The following is an 18536-nucleotide window of genomic DNA, read 5'->3' as shown; positions in this document are numbered from 1 at the left end:
TCATCTACTTTCGAATTCGAACATCGCCACAGGTCCGATACCGGACGGGAGATCCCATGAGCGACAGGCCAGGCGAGGTCCTCGACCTCTTCGTGATCGGCGGCGGCATCAATGGCGCCGGCATCGCCAACGATGCCGCCGGCCGGGGGCTCTCCGTCGGGCTCTGCGAGCAGGGAGACCTGGCCGGCGCCACCTCCTCGGCCAGCAGCAAGCTGATCCACGGCGGGCTGCGCTACCTGGAGCATCACGAGTACCGCCTGGTGCGCGAGGCCCTACGCGAGCGCGAGGTACTGATGGCCAAGGCCCCGCACATCATCTGGCCACTGCGCTTCATCCTGCCCCACCGCCCCCACCTGCGCCCGGCCTGGATGCTGCGCGCCGGGCTGTTCCTCTACGACCACCTGGGCAAGCGCAAGCGGCTGCCGGGCTCCAGGAGCCTCCGGCTGGATCACCGCCAGGGGCTCGACCCGGCGATCAGCCGCGGCTTCGAGTACTCGGACTGCTGGGTGGACGACGCCCGCCTGGTGGCCCTCAACGCCATGCAGGCCCGGGATCACGGCGCCGAGATCCTGGTGCGCACCCGCTGCATCGATGCCCGGGAGCGCGATGGTCTCTGGGAGCTCACCCTGGAGGCGACCGAGAGCGGCGAGCGCCTGACGCGCCGCTGTCGCACCCTGGTCAACGCCGCCGGCCCCTGGGTGGAGGGCGTGGTGCGCGGCCAGGCCCATCGCCACTCCCGCTACGCCGTGCGCCTGATCCAGGGCAGCCACCTGATCGTGCCGCGCCTGAATCACGACGAGCGGGCATATATCCTCCAGAACACCGATCGACGCATCGTCTTCGTGCTGCCCTACGAGGAGGACTTCAGCCTGATCGGCACCACCGACCGGCGCTACGAGGGGGATCCGTCACGGATCGAGGCCTCCGAGGAGGAGATCGATTACCTGCTCTCGGTGGTCAACGCGCACTTTCGCACCCAGCTCTCCCGCGAGGCGGTGATCCGCACCTTCTCGGGCGTCAGGCCGCTGTGCGACGACGAGTCGGCAGATCCCTCCGCCATGACCCGCGACTACACGCTCGACCTGGACACCCACGGCGCGCCGCTGCTGTCGGTCTTCGGCGGCAAGATCACCACCTATCGCAAGCTCGCCGAGGCGGCCCTCGAGGCGCTCTCGCCGCATCTGCCCGAGATGCAACCTCCCTGGACCGCCGAGGCGCGGCTGCCGGGCGGCGAGATCGGTGATCACGCGGCCTCCGAGGCGCGACTGCTCGCCGACTACCCCTACCTGGATGCCCGCCAGGCCCGACGCTTCGCCCGCACCTACGGCACCCTGTGCCGGGCCTTCCTCGACGGCCGGGACTCCCAGGCGGCGCTGGGCGAGGCCTTCGGGGCCGGCCTGACCGCCGCCGAGGTCGACTACCTGATCGAGCGGGAGTGGGCGCGCAGCGCCGAGGACATCCTGTGGCGGCGCACCAAGCTGGCCCTGCGCCTCACCGACAGCGAGCGGCAACGGCTGGTCGACTACCTCGAGGCCGCGGCGGCGCAGGGCACGCCCCGCCCTGCGTCGACGGGGGCGAGCCCGCGCCGCACCGCCTGAGCGGGCGACGCAGGGCCAGGCTCACCGCGGGGCTTGCCTAGAAGAGAGCGGCTGGGAGCGAACGCTATAGTGACGTGATGCTGGCCGGTGCCAGGGGCTCACGCTCCCGGTGCAGGTTCAGCGCGCGCCCCTCCAGGGCGGTCAGCAGGATCTGCAGCGGGTCGCCGTGACTGACCAGCAGGATCGTCTCGCCGCAATGCTCACGCTCCAGCTCGTCGATCACCTCGCGCATGCGCGACGCCACCTCGGCCACGGCCTCGACGCCGCCCTGGCGAAGGGTGGGATCCTGGGCATCACGCGCCCAGACCTCGGCATAGCGCGCATCGCTCTGCCCCTCGAGTTCGCCGAAGTGGCGCTCCCGCAGGCGCGGCTCGGCGGTGAGCGGCAGGTCGAAATGCGCGGCGACGCGCTCGGCGGTCTCGGCGGTGCGCAGGAAGTCCGAGTGCAGGATGCGCCGGGGCCTCGCCCAGCGCCAGTCGGCCAGCAGGGTGTCGAGCTGGGCGCGACCGCGGGGCGACAGGCCGAACCCCGTCAGGCCGAGCGGCGGCGAGCTGATGATGCGCCCCTCCTGGTTGGCCAGGCTGTGCCCGTGGCGCATCAGCAGGTAGTGATTGCGCCAGGCGCCCTCAGCCGGGGGGAAAGTGTTTGACATGGTTTTGTGACAAACCCTAGATTGAAGGTGGTTATTCGGAATCAATCATCGACGGCTCGCCATGTCGATATCCGAACATGCAACTCAACGTATGCTCTAGAACAATAATCGTGAGGCACGCCATGATCCACCCTTCCGCTCGATCCGGAAAACTCCCGCTCGTCCCCCTTGCCCTCTCCACCCTTTTACCGCTGGCCATGCTGGCCAGCCAGGCCCAGGCCCAGGAAGAGTGCGAGCGCGGCGCCCTGGCCGAGATCTACTGCGACGAGAATGGCGACATGGTCGCCGACCGGCCGTCGGACGAGTCCGAATGGGCCAACCCCGATACCCTGATCTTCGCCTATACCCCGGTCGAGGATCCGGCCATCTACTCCGACATCTGGCAGCCGTTCATCGAACACCTCGAGGAGGTGACCGACCGCGACGTGCGCTTCTTCGCCGTGCAGTCCAACTCGGCCCAGGTCGAGGCCATGCGCAGCGGTCGCCTGCACATCGCCGGCTTCTCCACCGGCCCGACGCCCTTCGCCGTCAACCTGGCGGGCGCGGTGCCCTTCGCGCTGATGGGCTCTGACGACGGACGCTTCGGCTATACCCTGCAGCTCTACACTCACGTCGATTCCGGCATCGACGAGATGGAAGACCTCAAGGGCAAGCGGGTCGCCCACACCTCGCCGACCTCCAACTCCGGCAACCAGGCCCCGCGGGCGCTGTTCCCCGAGATGGGCATCGTGCCCGGCGAGGACTACGAGGTGGTCTACTCCGGCAGCCACGACCAGTCCATGCTCGGCGTGGTGGCCCAGGACTACGACGCCGCCCCGGTCGCCTCGGAGGTGGTCGATCGCATGGCCGCCCGCGGCCTCTATGACCCGGAAGACGTCAAGATCATCTACGAGTCCGACAGCTTCCCGACCACCTCCTACAACTACGCCCACAACCTGCATCCGGACCTGGTCGAGAAGATCGAGGAGGCCTTCTTCAGCTTCGAGTTCGAGGGCACCGAGCTCGGCGAGGAGTTCGAGGGCGTCGAGAAGTTCATCCCCATCAACTACCAGGACAACTGGAAGGTCATCCGCACCATCCAGAATGCCAACGGCGTCGAGTACACCCCCGACAACCTCCAGTAACCTTCGCGAGTCAGCGGCGCCGGCCTTCCCGGAGGGCCGGCGCCGTCGTCTTGATGACCCTTTCTCGACGGACGCCTCATGCTAGAGATATCCAACCTGATCAAGCGCTACGGCCGCGACGAGCCGGTACTCAAGGGGCTCGACCTGACCGTGGAAGGCAACAGCGTCGTCTCCATCGTGGGCGCCTCCGGCGCCGGCAAGAGCACCATGCTGCGTTGTATCAACCGCCTGGTGGAGCCCACCTCCGGCTCGATCAAGCTCAACGGCATCGAACTGGTCACGCTGCGCCACGCCGAGCTGCGCCGCGCCCGGCGCAAGATCGGCATGGTCTTCCAGGGCTTCAACCTGATCGACCGGCTGACCGTGATGGAGAACGTGCTGGCGGGACGGCTCGGCTACGTCAACCTGTTCCAGGCCATCACCCGCCGCTACCCGGCCGCGGACATCGAGCGGGCCTTCGTGCTGATGGAGCGCGTGGGCATCGCCCACTACGCCAACAAACGTGCCGACGAGCTCTCCGGCGGCGAGCGCCAGCGTGTCGGCGTGGTGCGGGCGCTGATGCAGGAGCCCGAGGTGCTGCTCGCCGACGAGCCCACGGCCTCGCTCGATCCGCGCACCTCCGAGCAGATCATGGTGCTGCTGCAGAGCCTGGCGAGCGAGCTGTCGCTGCCGGTGCTGATCAACATCCACAACGTGGCGCAGGCCAGGACCTACACCGACCGCATCGTCGGACTGCGCCACGGTACGATGATCTTCGATGGCGCCCCCTCGGACTTCGACAAGGACGCCCTGGAGGCCATCTATGGCGGTATCGAGGCGCCCGAGGACGAGCCGGCGCCACCGGCCGAGGAGGTGCGCGATGGCCAGGCCTGACCGCGCGGAAAGCGCCACCCCACGCACCTGGAAAAAGCCGCCCTTCATCGCCAACCCGCTGTTGCGCTACGGCCTGCTGGTGGTGCTGGCGGCCTACCTGGTCTGGGCGCTGGGCACCCTGCCGTTCAACTGGGAGCGCATCAGCGAGGGGCTGCCCCGGGCGGCGCGCATCTTCGGCGGCGGCTTCCCCCCCACCCTGTCGCGCTTCGACCTGCTGCTGACCGGCTTCACCGAGAGCCTGCAGATCGCCATCCTGGCGACCCTGCTCGGCGTGCTGCTGTCGATCCCCTTCGCGGTGATGGCGGCCCGCAATATCGCGCCGCTGCCGATCTACCTGCTGGGCCGCGCGGTGATCATCGTCTCGCGCAGCTTCCACCCGGTGATCGTCGCCATCCTGTTCGTGGCGGCCGTCGGCTTCGGTCCGCTGGCGGGGATCCTGACCCTGACCCTCTACTCCATCGGCTTCGTCGGCAAGCTGCTCGCCGAAGAGATCGAGGAGATCGACTGGGGGCAGGTAGAAGCCATGCGCTCCACCGGGGCCGGCTACCTGGCGACGCTGTACTACGCCGTCTTTCCGCAGATCCTGCCCCGCCAGGTGGGGCTCTCCATGTATCAGCTCGACAGCAACCTGCGCGCCTCGGCGGTGGTGGGCATCGTGGGGGCCGGCGGCATCGGCAGCACGCTGATGAACGCCTTCGGGCGCTACGACTATGATTTTGCCTTCGCCATCCTGCTGGTGATCATCGCGGTGATCCTGGCCAGTGAGGGCGTGAGCGGCTGGGTGAGGAAGAAGATATGGTAGATGATGCCGACCTGTTGGCCGATCGCGTCTGGCGACGGCACAACCCAAAAGAGCAGCTGATCCGCTATGGCGTGATGCTGCTGACCCTGATGGTGGTCGTCTGGGCGGTGCGTGACATCGACATCTTCTGGCCCTGGGTGTGGGATGCGCCCAACCAGATCTCGAGCCTCGGGGCGCGCATGTGGCCCCCCGACCCGACCCGGCTCGGCGAGATCATCGATGCGATGATCGAGACGGTGCATATCGCCACCCTGGCGACGATGCTGACGGTCTTCATCGCCCTGCCGGTCTCCTACATCGCCGCCCAGAACACCACGCCCAACCGCGCCTGCCTGTGGCTGGGGCGCTTCATCCTGGTCTCCAGCCGCTCGGTGAACACCATCATCTGGGCGCTGCTGTTCGTGGCGATCTTCGGCCCCGGGGTACTGGCGGGGATACTCGCCATCATGTTCCGTTCGGTGGGCTTCATCGGCAAGCTGATGGGCGAGGCCATCGAGGAGATCGATCGCCGCCCGGTGGAGGCCATGGAGGCCACCGGCGCCTCGAAGGCCAAGGTGATCGCCTATGCGGTGGTGCCCCAGGTGATGCCGGCGTTCTTCGCCATCGTGATCCTGCGCTGGGACATCAACATCCGCGAGTCCACCGTGCTGGGGCTGGTGGGGGCCGGCGGCATCGGGGTGATCCTGCAGGGCTCCATCGATACCTTCGCCTGGCCCACCGTGGCGACCATCCTGATCGCCATCATCGCGCTGGTGCTGGTCGGCGAGGCGGTGACCGGACTGTTGCGTCGCAAGGTGCTCTAGCCGCAGGGGGGCATGCCCGCTAAGGTGCAGGGCAGGCGTCGGCCGACGCCGCGAAGTTCATGCACCAGGTATTCACAGGGGGATCGGCCCGTGCTCTCCATGCTGCTGACGGGGGTCGCCATCGCGCTGCTGGCGACCACCCTGCTGCCCCGCCTGCCGCTGACCTGGTGGGTCGTGCGCATCTGCGAGTTCCCGCGACTGCAGTTCGCCACCCTGGCGGCCCTGGTCGCGGGCCTCGCCCCGCTGACCGCCGCACCCTGGTCGTGGTGGAGTCTCGCCGCGAGTCTCGCCACCCTCGGGTTTCAGACGAGCCGCATCCTGCCCTGGACGCCCTTCTGGCCCCGGCAGGTCAAGCGCACCGAGCCCGGCCAGGAGCCGCGCTGCCTGACGCTGATGATCGCCAACGTGCTCACCCCCAATCGCCACGCCGAGACGCTCATCCGCCTGATCCACGAGCACCGGCCCGACCTCGTGATCACCCTGGAGTCCGACGCCTGGTGGCAGGCACAGCTTGACGAGGCCCTGGATGAGGAGTGGCCCCATGCGGTGCGAGTGCCGCTGGACAACCTCTACGGCATGCACCTCTATTCCCGGCGGCCTCTGATCGACCCCGAGGTCCGCTGGCTGATCCAGCCCGACATCCCCTCGATTCATACCGGCGTCACGCTTCCGAGCGGGGACGTCATCCGCCTGCGCGCCCTGCACCCTCGGCCGCCGGCGCCCGGCGAGAGCGAGGAGTCGCTATGGCGTGACGCGGAGCTCTTGCTGGTGGGCAAGGCGATTCATGAGCACCCCGAGCCCACCCTGGTGGCCGGCGATCTCAACGACGTGGCCTGGTCGCGCACCACGCGACTCTTCTGCCGGGTCAGCGGCATGCTGGATCCCCGGCGGGGACGTGGCATGTTCAGCACCTTCCATGCCGACTATCCGCTGCTGCGCTGGCCGCTGGATCATGTCTTCACGAGCGAGCATTTCACCCTCAAGGCCATGCGTCGCCTGCCCCACATCGGCTCCGACCACTTCCCGATGCTGGCGACCCTCTGCTATCGCCCCGCTCGCGCCGACGAGCACGAGACCCCCGAGGCCGACCGCGAGGAGCACCGCGACGCCCGGGAGACCATCGCCGAGGGCAAGGCGCGCGACCAGGCAAACTGACCGCTATTCCGGCACCCCGCCCCGGGTCAGCGCGGCGGGGTCGAGCAGGCGCTCGAGCTCGTCGCGTGACAGCTCGGTCTGCTCCTCGGCCACCTCGATGATCGGGCGCCCCGCCTGGTAGGCCTGCTTGGCGATGGCCGCCGCCGCGTCATAGCCAATCACCGAATTGAGGGCCGTCACCAGGATGGGGTTGCGCGCCAGCGGCCCCTCGAGCTGGTCGTGACGCACCTTGAAGGTGGCGATGGCCCGGTCGGCCAGCAGCCGGCTGGTGTGGGTCATCAGGGTGATCGAGGTCAGCAGGTTGTGGGCCACCAGCGGCAGCATGACGTTGAGCTGGAAGTTGCCGCTCTGGCCGGCCACCGTGATCGCCGTGTCGAGCCCGATCACCTGGGCGGCCGCCTGGGCGGCGGACTCGGGAATCACCGGGTTGACCTTGCCCGGCATGATCGAGCTGCCGGGCTGCAGGGCCTCGAGCTCGATCTCGCCGAGTCCGGCCAGCGGGCCGGAGTTCATCCAGCGCAGGTCGTTGGCGATCTTCATGATCACGCAGGCCAGCCCCCTGAGCTGCCCCGACAGCTCCACCGCGGCGTCCTGGGAGCCCAGGCTCGCGAAGAAGCTGTCGTTGGGCGAGAACGTAAGCCCCGTCTGCTCACTGAGATCGCGCGCCATGCGCTCGGCGAACTCGGGATGGGCGTTGATGCCGGTGCCCACCGCCGTGCCCCCCTGGGCGAGGCGGCAGAGCCGGTTCAGGGCGCCGTCGAAGCGCTCGATGGCCTGGCCCACCTGGCTCGACCAGCCGCCGAGTTCCTGGCTCATGCGCAGCGGCATGGCATCCATCAGGTGCGTACGACCGGTCTTGACCACGTCGTCGAGCTCGGCGGCCCGGGTGTCGATGGTCGCGCGCAGGTGCTCGAGGGCCGGGCGCAGCTCATTGGTCACCGCCAGCGCCGCCGAGAGATGGATCGCGGTCGGTATCACGTCGTTGCTCGACTGCCCCATGTTGACGTGGTCGTTGGCGCCGACCTCCACTCCGTCGCGGCTGGCTCGCCGGGCGATCACCTCATTGACGTTCATGTTGCTCGAGGTCCCCGAGCCGGTCTGGAAGACATCCACCGGGAACTGGTCATCCAGATGCCCCTCGAGGATCGCCTCGGCGGCGGCGACGATCTCCCGGGAGCGGGCGGTGTCCAGCTGTCCCAGCTCGCGGTTGACCCGGGCCGCCGCCAGCTTGATGCGGGCGATGGCATGGATGAAGGCGGTCGGCATGGGTTGGCCCGAGACGGGGAAGTTGTTGACCGCCCGCTGGGTCTGGGCCCCGTAGAGGGCCTCCCTCGGCACCTCCAGCTCTCCCATGCTGTCCCGCTCGATGCGATGGTCACTCATGCGCTCCTCCTCCTTTGCCGTGATCGCGGGCCTGCGCGGGTCCGTGTCGTTGCCTGCTTCTCAACATGGTGGCGACATCGACAGGGTGCAAGGTCCTCACGCCCATGAGCGTCCCTCGCATGAGGGGCACATGCGGGGCGCGGCACCCGACTCGGGGCCTTGTCGATGCCATGGCAAGCGAGTCGATGTTCCGCATGTTGCAGTGCACAAACGTCTCTGCTATTGTGCAATGCAACAGAGAGAGAGAAGGCATCGGCACCCCGCCACGGCCTTCGAATTGATCCGAAATCCCTGGGAGGGAATCACGATGCAAAACTTCGACACCAAGCAGTTCACCGAACAGTTCGAATCCATGTTCTTCGGCCCGGCCCGCGCCTACGCTGCCCTGTCCGTGGATTACACCGAGAAGCTGGTCAACGCCCAGCTGGACGCCGGCAAGGCCTACACCGACACCGGCCTGGCCCAGCTGCGCAGCCTGATGAACGTCAAGGATGCCGAGGGCCTGAAGTCCTACATGGAAGGCCAGCAGAAGGTCGCCAAGGACCTGACCGAGCGCCTGAAGGGCGACGCCGAGAAGGTCGTCTCCCTGCAGCAGGACTTCGTCCAGCAGAGCCAGAAGCTGACCGAAGAGAACGTCAAGCAGGCGACCGACACGGCCACCAAGGCCGCCAAGTAAGCCTGATGGTGTCGGTCCTGCCGACGCCTGATTGACCAGCCCGCCTGGTCAACGAGAACGGGCCGCCGATCGATGATCGGCGGCCCGTTTGCGTTATGCTTTCCTCCCACGACACCCCCTTCCTCACTGTCGGAGAGTGAACATGACACGCGGGATCCTTCTCGCCCTGCTGGGGCTCTCACTGGCCGGGTGCCAGATCATCGAACCGCGCTACCCCGCCGGGCAGAGCGAGCGTGTCGAGGTGATCGAGCGCGGGACAGAGGCGCCCGGCGAGACCGAACGCGCCGAGCGCCCTTCAAGCGATGGGCGCGTCGCCCGCCAGGTGGCCTTCCCCGCCGACGAGTACGCCGCCCTCGAGAAGCGCGGCAGCGCCGCGATCAGCGGCCGGCTGACGATCGGCGGCCGCCCCATGGCCGGCCGCCCGGTCGCGGTGGCACCGGTGACCACCTACTCCGCCGAGGCCGCGGAACAGGCGCTGGCCGGCCGCGCCGTGGCGCCCGCCGATCCTCGGGCGAGGGCCTACACCCACACCACGCGGACCGACGCCGACGGCCGCTTCCGACTGAACGGCCTGCCGGCCGGCGAGTTCTACGTCTCGAGCAGCGCCGAGGATCCCGTCAGCGGCGAGACGCGGGTGATCATCCAGCAGGTGAGCCTGGGCAACGGGCAGACGCGACGGCTCGAACTGAGTCGCTGACCTCCCGGCCAAACGCCGCTGGAGCCCCTCCTCGCCGACCAGCCCGCGGCGACGCCACGAAATGCCTCTCATCGGGCGTTTTCGACGCGCAACACGTCGCCGCGACTTCTACGCTTGAGGCAACCCCATCAAATGATGGCGGTCGCGACGCCGCAAGGACGTCACACGGAGAGACTATTGATCACGACATACCACGCAATGCTCTGATCGACGGCTAGGGCTTCCTGCTCGCCACTCCAGCATGCCCCCAGAGCCGACCGTGACGGGCGTTGTCACGCGAGGCTCACCACCATGAAGACGGACACCCTCCTTCCCCAGGGCTCGGCCCTGATGGCCGGCACGCTGGCCGTGCTGCTGGCCGCTCCCAGCCTGCAGGCCGCGACCCTCGAGGAAATCCAGCAGCGCGAACTGATCCGCATCGCCGTGGCCAACGAGCGTCCCTACGGCTACCTGAACGACCAGGGCAAGGCGCTGGGCGTCGGGCCGGAGGTCGCGACACGGATCCTCCATGAGCTCGGCATCCCCGAGATCGAGTGGGTCGAGGCGGAGTTCCAGGACCTCATCCCAGGACTGGAGAGCGGGCGTTTCGACATGGCCGCGGCGGAGATGGCCATCCTGCCCGAGCGCTGCGAGCGAGTGCTCTTCTCGAACCCCAACACCTCCTACGGCGAGGGACTGCTGGTGATGTCCTCCAACCCCCATCGCATCCGCTCCTACGAGGACTTCATTCAGCGCGCCGAGGAGATTCGCGTCGCCTTCCAGCCGGGCACAGTGCAGGAGGCGATGTTCGAGGCACTGGGCATCGACCCGGTGCGCATCGTCGAGGTGGCGAGTCCCCAGCATGGCCTGGAAGTCGTCGTCCGTGGCGAGGCCGACGCCTACGCGGCGACCGGCATGACGGTCGCCGCCATGGAGCAGATGAGCCCCGAGGTCGAGGCGGAGTTCAACTTCGAGGATCCGGTGATCGATGGGCGCGAGGTACGCTATTTCGGCGGCTTCGCCTTCCCGCTGGACGCCGATGACCTGCGTGACGCGGTGAACGAGGCCCTGAGAGAGGAGAAGCGCGACGGTGACTGGCAGCAGACCCTCACCCGCTACGGCTTCCTGCGCAAGGACGTCCTCTACTCCTTCCGCTTCACCGCTGAGGAGCTCTGCAACGGCGCCGGCTAGCGCCTGCGCTGATCTCGCCGTACGCCGGATTGCCGAGAGGCGCAGCGACGCCTACCAGCCCAGCGCCTGCTTGACGAAGGGAATGGTCAGCTTGCGCTGGGCGGAGAGCGAGGCGCGATCCAGCACCGCTAGCGTCTCGAACAGCGCGTCCAGGCGCCGCGGGCCGCGGTGCAGGATATAGCGGGCCACCTCGTCGGGGAGCTGCATGCCGCGCCCCTTCGCCCGCAGCTGCAGCGCGGCCAGGCGGCCGGCGTCGTCGAGCCCCTGCAGGTGGAAGGTCATGCCCCAGGTGAGGCGCGAGGCGAGGTCCGGCAGCTTCACCGGCAGCTGCCGCGGCGGCGCCTCGGCGGCGATCACCAGCCGCTTGCCGGCGTCGCGCAGGCGATTGAAGGCGTGGAACAGCGCCTCTTCCCAGCGCTTGCGCCCGACGACCCGCTCGAGGTCGTCGATGGCCACCAGGTCCAGCCGTTCGATCTCCTCGAGCATCAGCGGCGGGAAGTGACCGAGTTCCGCCAGGGGCAGGTAGAGCGCCCGCCCGTCGCGGTCGGAGGCGGCATGGCAGGCGGCCTGCAGCAGGTGGCTGCGGCCGGTGCCCGCGGCACCCCACACGTAGAGGAAGGGCTCGCCGTCATCGTCGAGCTGGTGCACCAGCCGGTCGACCAGGGTCGCATTGGGCCCGGGGTGAAAGTTGGCGAAGGTGGCGTCGTCGCGAAGCCCCACGCCCAGTGGCAACTGCGCGGGTGCTCGACTCATGGCGACTCCTCGTCGTGGGTTCGTGAACGACCGGCATCATACAAGGTACTGTTTTTATAGTGATCGTGGAGATAACGCAACACCACCATCAGCATCGCGGCCACCGGCAAGGCCAGCAGCACGCCGGTAAAGCCGAACAGCTGTCCGCCCGCCAGCACGGCGAAGATCACCGCCACCGGGTGCAGGCCGATCTTGTCGCCGAGCAGCTTGGGCTGCAGCACCACGCTCTCGATCAGCTGGCCGAAGCCGAACACCGCGCCCACGCCGAGCAGGATCAGGAAGTCGCCGAACTGGAAGAAGGCCACCACCCCGGCCACGGAGATGCCGACGATCACGCCGAGATAGGGCACGATGCTGGCCAGCCCGGCGAGCAGGCCGATGAGCAGGCCGAAGCGCACGCCGAGCAGCGTCAGCCCCACCGCATAGATCACCCCCAGGCAGAGCATGACGATCAGCTGACCGCGCAGGAAGGCGGAGAGCACCTCGTCGCACTCGCCGGCCAGGCGCACCGCCGCGGGCTCCCAGCGCCGCGGCAGGGAGGCCCGCACCTTGCCGACCAGGATGTCCCAGTCGAGCAGCAGGTAGAAGGTCACTACCGGGATGAGCGCCAGGTTAGCGATCCAGGCCGCCACCGCGAGGCCCGAGCGTGACACCTGGGCCAGCAGGCTGGCGGCGAAGGTGCCGGTCTCCTTCCAGTTGTCGACGAATGCCGTGCGCATCTGGTCGATGTCGGTGGAGAGGTCCAGGCCGGTCAAGGCCTGCACACGCGGCACCACGCTCTGCTGCACCCAGTTGAGCACCGCGGGCAGGGAGTCGATGACCTGGCCGAGTTGGCGCCCGAAGATCGGCACCACCACCAGCAGCGTGAGCACGATGATCAGGCTCAACAGCAGGAACACCAGCGAGACCGCCAACCGGCGGGAGAGCCCCCTGTCTTCCAGACGGTCGGTCAGCGGATCGCCCAGATAGGCCAGGATCATGCTGACGAAGAACGGCATCAGCACCGGCTCGATGCTGATCAGGAACCACAGCGCCAGCGCCGCACACGCCGCCACAATCCACCACTGTCTGCGCATCGTCTCCTCCCTGTATCGACGCGGCCATCAGGCTGCCAGCCGCGCGCCGTGATGCTACAATTCCTTCCCCGAACCCGACCGTCGCGCCTCGCCCTGCGACAGGCCTCGCGACCGCCATTCTCATACAGGAAGCGTCATGACCGATTCCACTAACCGCCCGACCGGGACCTCGCTCAGCTACAAGGACGCCGGCGTCGACATCGATGCCGGCAATGCCCTGGTCGACCGCATCAAGGGCGTCGCCAAACGCACCACCCGCCCCGAGGTGATGGGCGGCCTGGGCGGTTTCGGCGCCCTGTGCGAGCTCCCCAAGGGCTACGAGGAGCCGGTGCTGGTCTCCGGCACCGACGGCGTGGGCACCAAGCTGCGCCTGGCCATGGACATCGGCCGCCATGACACCATCGGCATCGACCTGGTGGCGATGTGCGTCAACGACCTGGTCGTGGCCGGCGCCGAGCCGCTGCTCTTCCTCGACTACTATGCCACGGGCAAGCTCGACGTGGATATCGCCGCCGACGTGGTGACCGGCATCGGCGAGGGCTGCGAGCAGGCGGGCTGCTCCCTGGTCGGCGGCGAGACCGCCGAGATGCCCGGCATGTACGAGGGCAGCGACTACGATCTCGCCGGCTTCTGCGTGGGCGTGGTGGAGAAGTCCGAGATCCTCGACGGCAGCAAGGTCGGCGAAGGCGACGTGCTGCTGGGCCTGGCCTCCTCCGGCCCCCACTCCAACGGCTACTCGCTGATCCGCAAGATCCTCGAAGTGTCGGGCGCCGCCCTGGACACCGCCGTCGACGGCAAGCCCCTGGGCGAGGCGCTGCTCGCGCCCACCAAGATCTACGTCAAGCCTCTGCTGTCGCTGATCAAGGAGACCGACATCCCGGTGCACGCCCTGTCGCACATCACCGGTGGCGGCCTGACCGAGAACATCCCCCGCGTGCTGCCCGACACGCTGGGCGCGCGCATCGACGCCGCGAGCTGGACCCGCCCGGCGATCTTCGACTGGCTGAAGGAGCAGGGCAACGTCGATGAGCACGAGATGCACCGGGTGCTCAACTGCGGCATCGGCATGGTGATCGTGGTGCCGGCGGAGAAGGCCGACCAGGCCCGCGCCCACCTGCAGGCCCAGGGCGAGACGGTCCACCGCATCGGGGTGATCACCGCCCGGGACGAGGGCGACGAGCCGGTCCAGCTGGAGAACCTCGAGGCATGAGCGGGACCGACTATCAGAGCGACACCCTGAACGCCTTCACCCCCGAGCCCAGCGAGGCGCGGCGGGTGGTGGTGCTGATCTCCGGCAGCGGCAGCAACCTCCAGGCGCTGATCGACGCCCAGGCGCATGACGAACTGGGCGGCGAGATCGTCGCGGTGATCTCCAACCAGCCGGATGCCTACGGCCTGAAGCGCGCCCGGGACGCGGGCATCGATGCCGTGGCCCTGCCCCATCGCGAATACGACAGCCGCGAGGCCTACGACGGCGCGCTGATCAAGGTGATCGAGCGCCATGAACCCGACCTGATCGTACTGGCGGGCTTCATGCGCATCCTCACGCCGCGCTTCGTCAACCGCTTCCTGGGCCGGATGCTCAACATCCATCCCTCGCTGCTGCCCGCCTATACCGGACTGCACACCCACACTCGGGCACTGGCCGACGGCGTGACAGAGCACGGCTGCAGCATCCACTTCGTCACCGAGGAACTCGATGGGGGCCCGGTGGCCCTGCAGGCCGAGGTGGCCGTGGTGCCGGACGAGACCGAGGAGAGCCTGCAGGCCAAGGTCCAGGCCCGCGAGCACCTGATCTACCCGATCGCCGTGCGCTGGTTCCTGGAGGGGCGCCTGCAGCTCAAGGGCGACGCTGCCGCCATGGACGGCGTCGCGCTGCCGCCTACCGGCATGCGCCTCTCCCATCGGGACGCCGCCGAGGAGCTCGACGAGGACGTCGAGGAGTAGATCCTTCCTCGAGTCTGCCAGAAACAAGACAGCCCCGCCGGCATCCGGCGGGGCTGTCTTGTTTACGAGGGTTTATCGCAAACTCAAGAAAGCCGGCGATTTGCGCAGCGAGCGATGGCAGGCTGGGCGCCGCCGGAGCGCAGGAACCGGAGTGTAGCCTGCTACATGAGGATTCCGAGCACCGCCGGCGTCCAGGATGGCAAGCGCAGCAGCAAATCGGCGCTTTCTCAGGTGCGCGGCAGGGTCACGCCCCTCTGCCCCATGTACTTGCCACCGCGGTCCTTGTAGGAGGTCTCGCAGACCTCATCGGACTCCAGGAACAGCATCTGCGCCACGCCCTCGTTGGCGTAGATGCGTGCCGGCAGGTTGGTGGTGTTGGAGAACTCCAGGGTCACGTGACCCTCCCACTCGGGCTCCAGCGGCGTCACGTTGACGATGATGCCGCAGCGGGCATAGGTGGACTTGCCCAGGCAGATGGTCAGCACGCTGCGCGGAATGCGAAAATACTCCACGGTGCGCGCCAGGGCGAAGGAGTTGGGCGGGATTACGCAGGCATCGCCCTTGATATCGACGAAGCTCTTCTCGTCGAAGCCCTTGGGGTCCACCACCGCCGAATGGATGTTGGTGAAGACCTTGAACTCGTCGGCGCAGCGCACATCGTAGCCGTAGCTGGACGTCCCGTAGGAGATCACTCGCCGCTCGTTCACGTAGCGCACCTGGTCGGGCTCGAAGGGCTCGATCATGCCTTCCTGCTCGGCCATGCGGCGGATCCACTTGTCGGATTTGATGCTCATCGACACGTCCTGAAGCTGTCTGGTGGAAAAAGCGCTGTAGGCAACCACGGCGCAAGAAAAACCGGGGCCACATCATAGCGGCCCCGGACGGGAAGGTCACGGCAACTCGCCCCGGGCGCCAGGGCTATTGCAGATAGTTTGACAGCTCTGTAGCTCGAGGCTGAACTGGCGACTAGCCTGCGAGGAGGCGCTGTGAAGCCTCCCTGGGCGCTACCGACGCCATCCCTGGCGTAGGACCTCCTCTTCGGCTTGTCCCCAGCGCCTCTTGATTTCGGTAACTGCGATAGCCCTGGCACTGGCCCTGGCGGGCGAGCGGAACGTCACTCGCTGAAGGAGATCTCCGGCCCGTCGGGCGCCTGGCCCTCGACCTGCTCGGCCACCTGGCGGGCCATGTCGCGAAAGCCGGTGGTCACCTCGCCCGCGGGCTCGGCCACCACGGTGGGACGACCGCCATCGACCTGTTCACGGATCGCCAGGCTCAGCGGCAGCCGGCCGAGCACGCGGGTCTCGTACTCGTCGGCGATGCGCTCACCACCGCCCTCACCGAAGATCGGCTCGCTATGGCCACACTGGGAACAGGTGTGCAGGCTCATGTTCTCCACCACGCCGAGCACCGGCACGTTGACCTTGCGGAACATCTCGATGCCCTTGCGGGCGTCGAGCAGCGCGATGTCCTGGGGCGTGGTCACGATCACCGCGCCGTCCACCGGCACCTTCTGGGCCAGGGTCAGCTGGATGTCGCCGGTGCCCGGCGGCATGTCGATGAACAGGTAGTCGAGATCGTCCCAGGCCGTCTGGGTGAGCATCTGCTGGAAGGCCCCGGCGACCATCGGCCCCCGCCACACCATGGGCTCGCGCACGTCGGCCAGGAAGGCCATGGACATGGCTTGGATGCCGTGCGCTTCCAATGGCTTGAAGCGGTTCTCGCCGGCGGACTGGGGACGCACGCCCTCCCCCACCCCGAGCATCTGGGCCTGGCTGGGGCCGTAGATGTCGGCGTCCAGGATGCCGACCCGGTAGCCCTCGGCGGCCATGGCCAGCGCCAGGTTGACGGTGACGGTGGACTTGCCCACCCCGCCCTTGCCGGATGCCACGGCGACGATATGCTTGACCCCTTCGATCACGAATCGCTCCTTCTGCTGTTGGGGGTACCGCTCAAACGGCCAATGGCGCCAGTATACCCGTCACGTCACCGGCCAATGCAATCCTGGGGCATGCCTGGAAACGACAAGGGGTGCGCCGCGGCGCACCCCTTGTTCACGAGCATGCATCAACTCACTGGCTCGAAGACTCCTCGGAGGACGAAGCCTCGGCATCCTCGGCACCGACATCCTTGTCGAGCTCATCGGCCGTCGTGGTCTGGGATGACGGTCCCTCGGCGGCCTTTGATGCATTGGCGTTTTCTTGCGACCCGCCAGAGGCCGCATCCTGGGTCTCGTCGGTCGCCGCCTTTTGCGTGTCAGTGGTCTCCGACGTTGAAGAAGCGGAGCTCTCGTTCACACTGGCATTCAGTTCGGCCAACTCGTTGCGCCAGGTATCGAGCTGGGCGTCCAGACGCTCGAGTTGAGACTGGCGCGTCTCGATCTGGGACTCGATCTCAGCCACTTCCTCGCGGCCAACCTTGATCGCCACCTCGAGATCCTTGATCGTCTCGCGGGCCTCGTCGACGCTCGAACGGGCTTTCTCCAGCTCGCCCTGGGTCGTCTCGAGCGCCTGAGCGGCCTCGCTGCGGCTGACCTCGAGCTCGCCCAGTTCCTGCTCGAGGGCCTCACGCGCCTCCTGCCCGGACGAGATCTCCTCGTTGATTTCGGCCAGATTCTTCTCGGCAGATGCGATCTCGTCCTGCAGCCCCTCGAGTTCGGCTCGCGCCTCGTCGCGGGCGGCGACCGCATCGCTTCGCTCCTGCTCGGCCTGCTGGCGGGCCTGCTCGGCTTCCTGGCGTTCCGCTTCGGCGGCCTTGCGGGCCTCCTCGGCCTGCTGGAGAGAGGCCTGAGCCTCATCGCGTGCCTCGACGGCCTGCTGACGCTCCTCCTGCGCGGTCGCAAGGGCTTCTTCTGCCTTCACGAGTTCACCCTGACGCGCTTCCAGGCTAGCCTGCACCGCCTCTACCGAGGCCTGGGCCTCCTCGAGCTCGGTGCCCGCCATGGCGACCTCACCCTCGATACGCTCAAGCTCGGACTGAGCGGCCTGCTGCTGCGCTTCGAGCTCGCTGCGTTGCTCTGCCAGCTCATCGATGTTCCCGGCGGCACTCTGAAGCTCCTCGACGCGACCCGACAGCGATGCATTCTCGGCCTGTACGTTATCGAGGCGCTCGCGGAGCGACTCCAGGGCCTCGTTGCTGGAGCTGGCACTCGACTGGGCGATCAGCGCCCAGACCAGTGCCACCGCCGCCACGGCCGTGAGGCCCTTGACGCGGTTATCCTTGAACAGCTCACTCATCGACGTATCCGCCATCGGCGAGTCCCCCTGCATGGTTGGGTGTCGGTCGCCGGCCAGGCGTGGCCGGCTATCGTGGTCACGTCTTCCAGCATACACGCCAGACGGGCGGCCGCCACCCGAGCGGCGATGACGTCGTCAACGTCAGGACTCGACCTTGCCACGCAGGGCCTTGTGCCGGCCGCGCTTCTTCTTGCTGTCCAGGCGGCGCTGCTTGGCCCCCTTGCTGGGCCGGGTGGCGATGCGCTTCTTCGGCGCATACATCACGCTCTTGATCAGCGCCTTGAGCCGCGCCAGGGCCTCGGTGCGATTGCGCTCCTGGGTGCGGTGACTCTGGGCCTTGATGATAACCACGCCATCGCGGGTGATGCGTTGATCGCCCAGCGCCAGCAGCTTCTCCTTGAAGCCCTCGGGCAGGCTGGAGGCCCGGATGTCGAAGCGCAGATGGATCGCCGTGGCGACCTTGTTGACGTTCTGGCCGCCGGCGCCCTGGGCGCGCACCGCCTGCATCTCGATCTCGTGGTCGGGAATGGTCACTTGGCGCGAGAGTTCCAGCATGCTGTCTGCCTTATCAGGGAAAATGGACCCGGCGCCAAC

The 18536-nt window shown here is 67.7% G+C and carries 19 protein-coding genes; 11 read left to right on the top strand and 8 right to left on the bottom strand.

Annotation, left to right across the window (positions count from 1 at the left end):
- The first annotated feature begins 56 nt into the window (after positions 1-56).
- Positions 57-1598 (top strand): glycerol-3-phosphate dehydrogenase, encoded by a 1542-nt coding sequence (gene glpD / locus ACGTNG_RS05990; protein ID WP_394576091.1) that lies wholly within the window; start codon positions 57-59, stop codon positions 1596-1598.
- 64 nt (positions 1599-1662) lie between these two features.
- Here the strand turns inward: glpD and ACGTNG_RS05985 are convergent, their stop codons facing one another.
- The gene (locus tag ACGTNG_RS05985; protein ID WP_394576090.1) at positions 1663-2250 is read right to left on the bottom strand and encodes a histidine phosphatase family protein; all 588 of its coding nucleotides are present in this window, start codon (positions 2248-2250) and stop codon (positions 1663-1665) included.
- 122 nt (positions 2251-2372) lie between these two features.
- Here ACGTNG_RS05985 and phnD point away from each other — a divergent pair, with 122 nt between their 5' ends.
- The 5 genes from phnD (at position 2373) to ACGTNG_RS05960 (ending at position 7007) form a co-directional block, all read left to right on the top strand.
- A complete protein-coding gene (gene phnD / locus ACGTNG_RS05980) occupies positions 2373-3374 on the top strand; it encodes a phosphate/phosphite/phosphonate ABC transporter substrate-binding protein (protein ID WP_394576089.1) in 1002 nt (333 codons plus the stop codon).
- A 78-nt stretch (positions 3375-3452) separates the two neighbouring features.
- The gene (gene phnC / locus ACGTNG_RS05975) at positions 3453-4247 is read left to right on the top strand and encodes a phosphonate ABC transporter ATP-binding protein (protein WP_394576088.1); all 795 of its coding nucleotides are present in this window, start codon (positions 3453-3455) and stop codon (positions 4245-4247) included.
- Positions 4234-5049 carry a phosphonate ABC transporter, permease protein PhnE gene (phnE, locus tag ACGTNG_RS05970; protein WP_394576087.1) on the top strand — a complete coding sequence of 272 codons (816 nt, stop codon included), beginning with the start codon at positions 4234-4236 and terminating at the stop codon, positions 5047-5049. The genes phnC and phnE (ACGTNG_RS05970) overlap by 14 nt, the downstream gene beginning before the upstream one ends.
- Positions 5043-5852 carry a phosphonate ABC transporter, permease protein PhnE gene (gene phnE, locus ACGTNG_RS05965; RefSeq protein WP_394576086.1) on the top strand — a complete coding sequence of 270 codons (810 nt, stop codon included), beginning with the start codon at positions 5043-5045 and terminating at the stop codon, positions 5850-5852. The genes phnE (ACGTNG_RS05970) and phnE (ACGTNG_RS05965) overlap by 7 nt, the downstream gene beginning before the upstream one ends.
- Positions 5853-5942: 90 nt before the next feature.
- Positions 5943-7007 carry an endonuclease/exonuclease/phosphatase family protein gene (locus ACGTNG_RS05960; protein ID WP_394576084.1) on the top strand — a complete coding sequence of 355 codons (1065 nt, stop codon included), beginning with the start codon at positions 5943-5945 and terminating at the stop codon, positions 7005-7007.
- Positions 7008-7010: 3 nt separating this feature from the next.
- Here ACGTNG_RS05960 and ACGTNG_RS05955 read toward each other — a convergent pair whose 3' ends face one another.
- Positions 7011-8390 carry a class II fumarate hydratase gene (locus ACGTNG_RS05955; protein ID WP_394576083.1) on the bottom strand — a complete coding sequence of 460 codons (1380 nt, stop codon included), beginning with the start codon at positions 8388-8390 and terminating at the stop codon, positions 7011-7013.
- Positions 8391-8697: 307 nt separating this feature from the next.
- Between ACGTNG_RS05955 and ACGTNG_RS05950 the strand changes: the two genes are divergently transcribed.
- The 3 genes from ACGTNG_RS05950 to ehuB all read left to right on the top strand — a co-directional run bounded on the left by ACGTNG_RS05950 (position 8698) and on the right by ehuB (position 10933).
- Positions 8698-9066: a phasin family protein gene (locus ACGTNG_RS05950; protein ID WP_394576082.1), complete on the top strand. Its 369-nt coding sequence runs from the start codon at positions 8698-8700 to the stop codon at positions 9064-9066.
- Between the two features lie 142 nt (positions 9067-9208).
- The gene (locus ACGTNG_RS05945; protein WP_394576081.1) at positions 9209-9763 is read left to right on the top strand and encodes a hypothetical protein; all 555 of its coding nucleotides are present in this window, start codon (positions 9209-9211) and stop codon (positions 9761-9763) included.
- Between the two features lie 291 nt (positions 9764-10054).
- Positions 10055-10933, top strand: coding sequence for an ectoine/hydroxyectoine ABC transporter substrate-binding protein EhuB (gene ehuB / locus ACGTNG_RS05940; RefSeq protein ID WP_394576079.1), 879 nt, complete (start codon positions 10055-10057; stop codon positions 10931-10933).
- 51 nt (positions 10934-10984) lie between these two features.
- Here ehuB and hda read toward each other — a convergent pair whose 3' ends face one another.
- Positions 10985-11686, bottom strand: coding sequence for a DnaA regulatory inactivator Hda (gene hda / locus ACGTNG_RS05935; protein WP_394576078.1), 702 nt, complete (start codon positions 11684-11686; stop codon positions 10985-10987).
- A complete protein-coding gene (locus ACGTNG_RS05930) occupies positions 11683-12762 on the bottom strand; it encodes an AI-2E family transporter (RefSeq protein WP_394576076.1) in 1080 nt (359 codons plus the stop codon). Before ACGTNG_RS05930 ends, hda begins: the two co-directional genes overlap by 4 nt.
- Positions 12763-12898: 136 nt before the next feature.
- On the opposite strand from ACGTNG_RS05930, the gene purM reads away from it, so the two are divergent.
- Both purM and purN read left to right on the top strand, forming a co-directional pair.
- Positions 12899-13972 (top strand): phosphoribosylformylglycinamidine cyclo-ligase, encoded by a 1074-nt coding sequence (purM, locus tag ACGTNG_RS05925; RefSeq protein WP_394576075.1) that lies wholly within the window; start codon positions 12899-12901, stop codon positions 13970-13972.
- Positions 13969-14709: a phosphoribosylglycinamide formyltransferase gene (purN, locus tag ACGTNG_RS05920; protein WP_394576074.1), complete on the top strand. Its 741-nt coding sequence runs from the start codon at positions 13969-13971 to the stop codon at positions 14707-14709. Before purM ends, purN begins: the two co-directional genes overlap by 4 nt.
- 227 nt (positions 14710-14936) lie before the next feature.
- Here the strand turns inward: purN and dcd are convergent, their stop codons facing one another.
- From dcd to arfB, 4 genes are all read right to left on the bottom strand, one after another.
- Positions 14937-15503 (bottom strand): dCTP deaminase, encoded by a 567-nt coding sequence (dcd, locus tag ACGTNG_RS05915; protein WP_138182619.1) that lies wholly within the window; start codon positions 15501-15503, stop codon positions 14937-14939.
- A 320-nt stretch (positions 15504-15823) separates the two neighbouring features.
- Positions 15824-16624, bottom strand: a complete 801-nt coding sequence (gene apbC, locus ACGTNG_RS05910; RefSeq protein ID WP_394576181.1) for an iron-sulfur cluster carrier protein ApbC — start codon at positions 16622-16624, stop codon at positions 15824-15826.
- Positions 16625-16778: 154 nt separating this feature from the next.
- Positions 16779-17942 carry a coiled-coil domain-containing protein gene (locus ACGTNG_RS05905; RefSeq protein ID WP_394576073.1) on the bottom strand — a complete coding sequence of 388 codons (1164 nt, stop codon included), beginning with the start codon at positions 17940-17942 and terminating at the stop codon, positions 16779-16781.
- A gap of 141 nt (positions 17943-18083) precedes the next feature.
- Positions 18084-18497, bottom strand: a complete 414-nt coding sequence (gene arfB / locus ACGTNG_RS05900) for an alternative ribosome rescue aminoacyl-tRNA hydrolase ArfB (protein WP_089850620.1) — start codon at positions 18495-18497, stop codon at positions 18084-18086.
- Positions 18498-18536 lie beyond the last annotated feature (39 nt).

Source organism: Halomonas sp. B23F22_3 (assembly GCF_043496965.1).
Classification (GTDB): Bacteria; Pseudomonadota; Gammaproteobacteria; order Pseudomonadales; family Halomonadaceae; genus Halomonas.
This window is presented reverse-complemented; position numbering and strand designations above follow the sequence as displayed.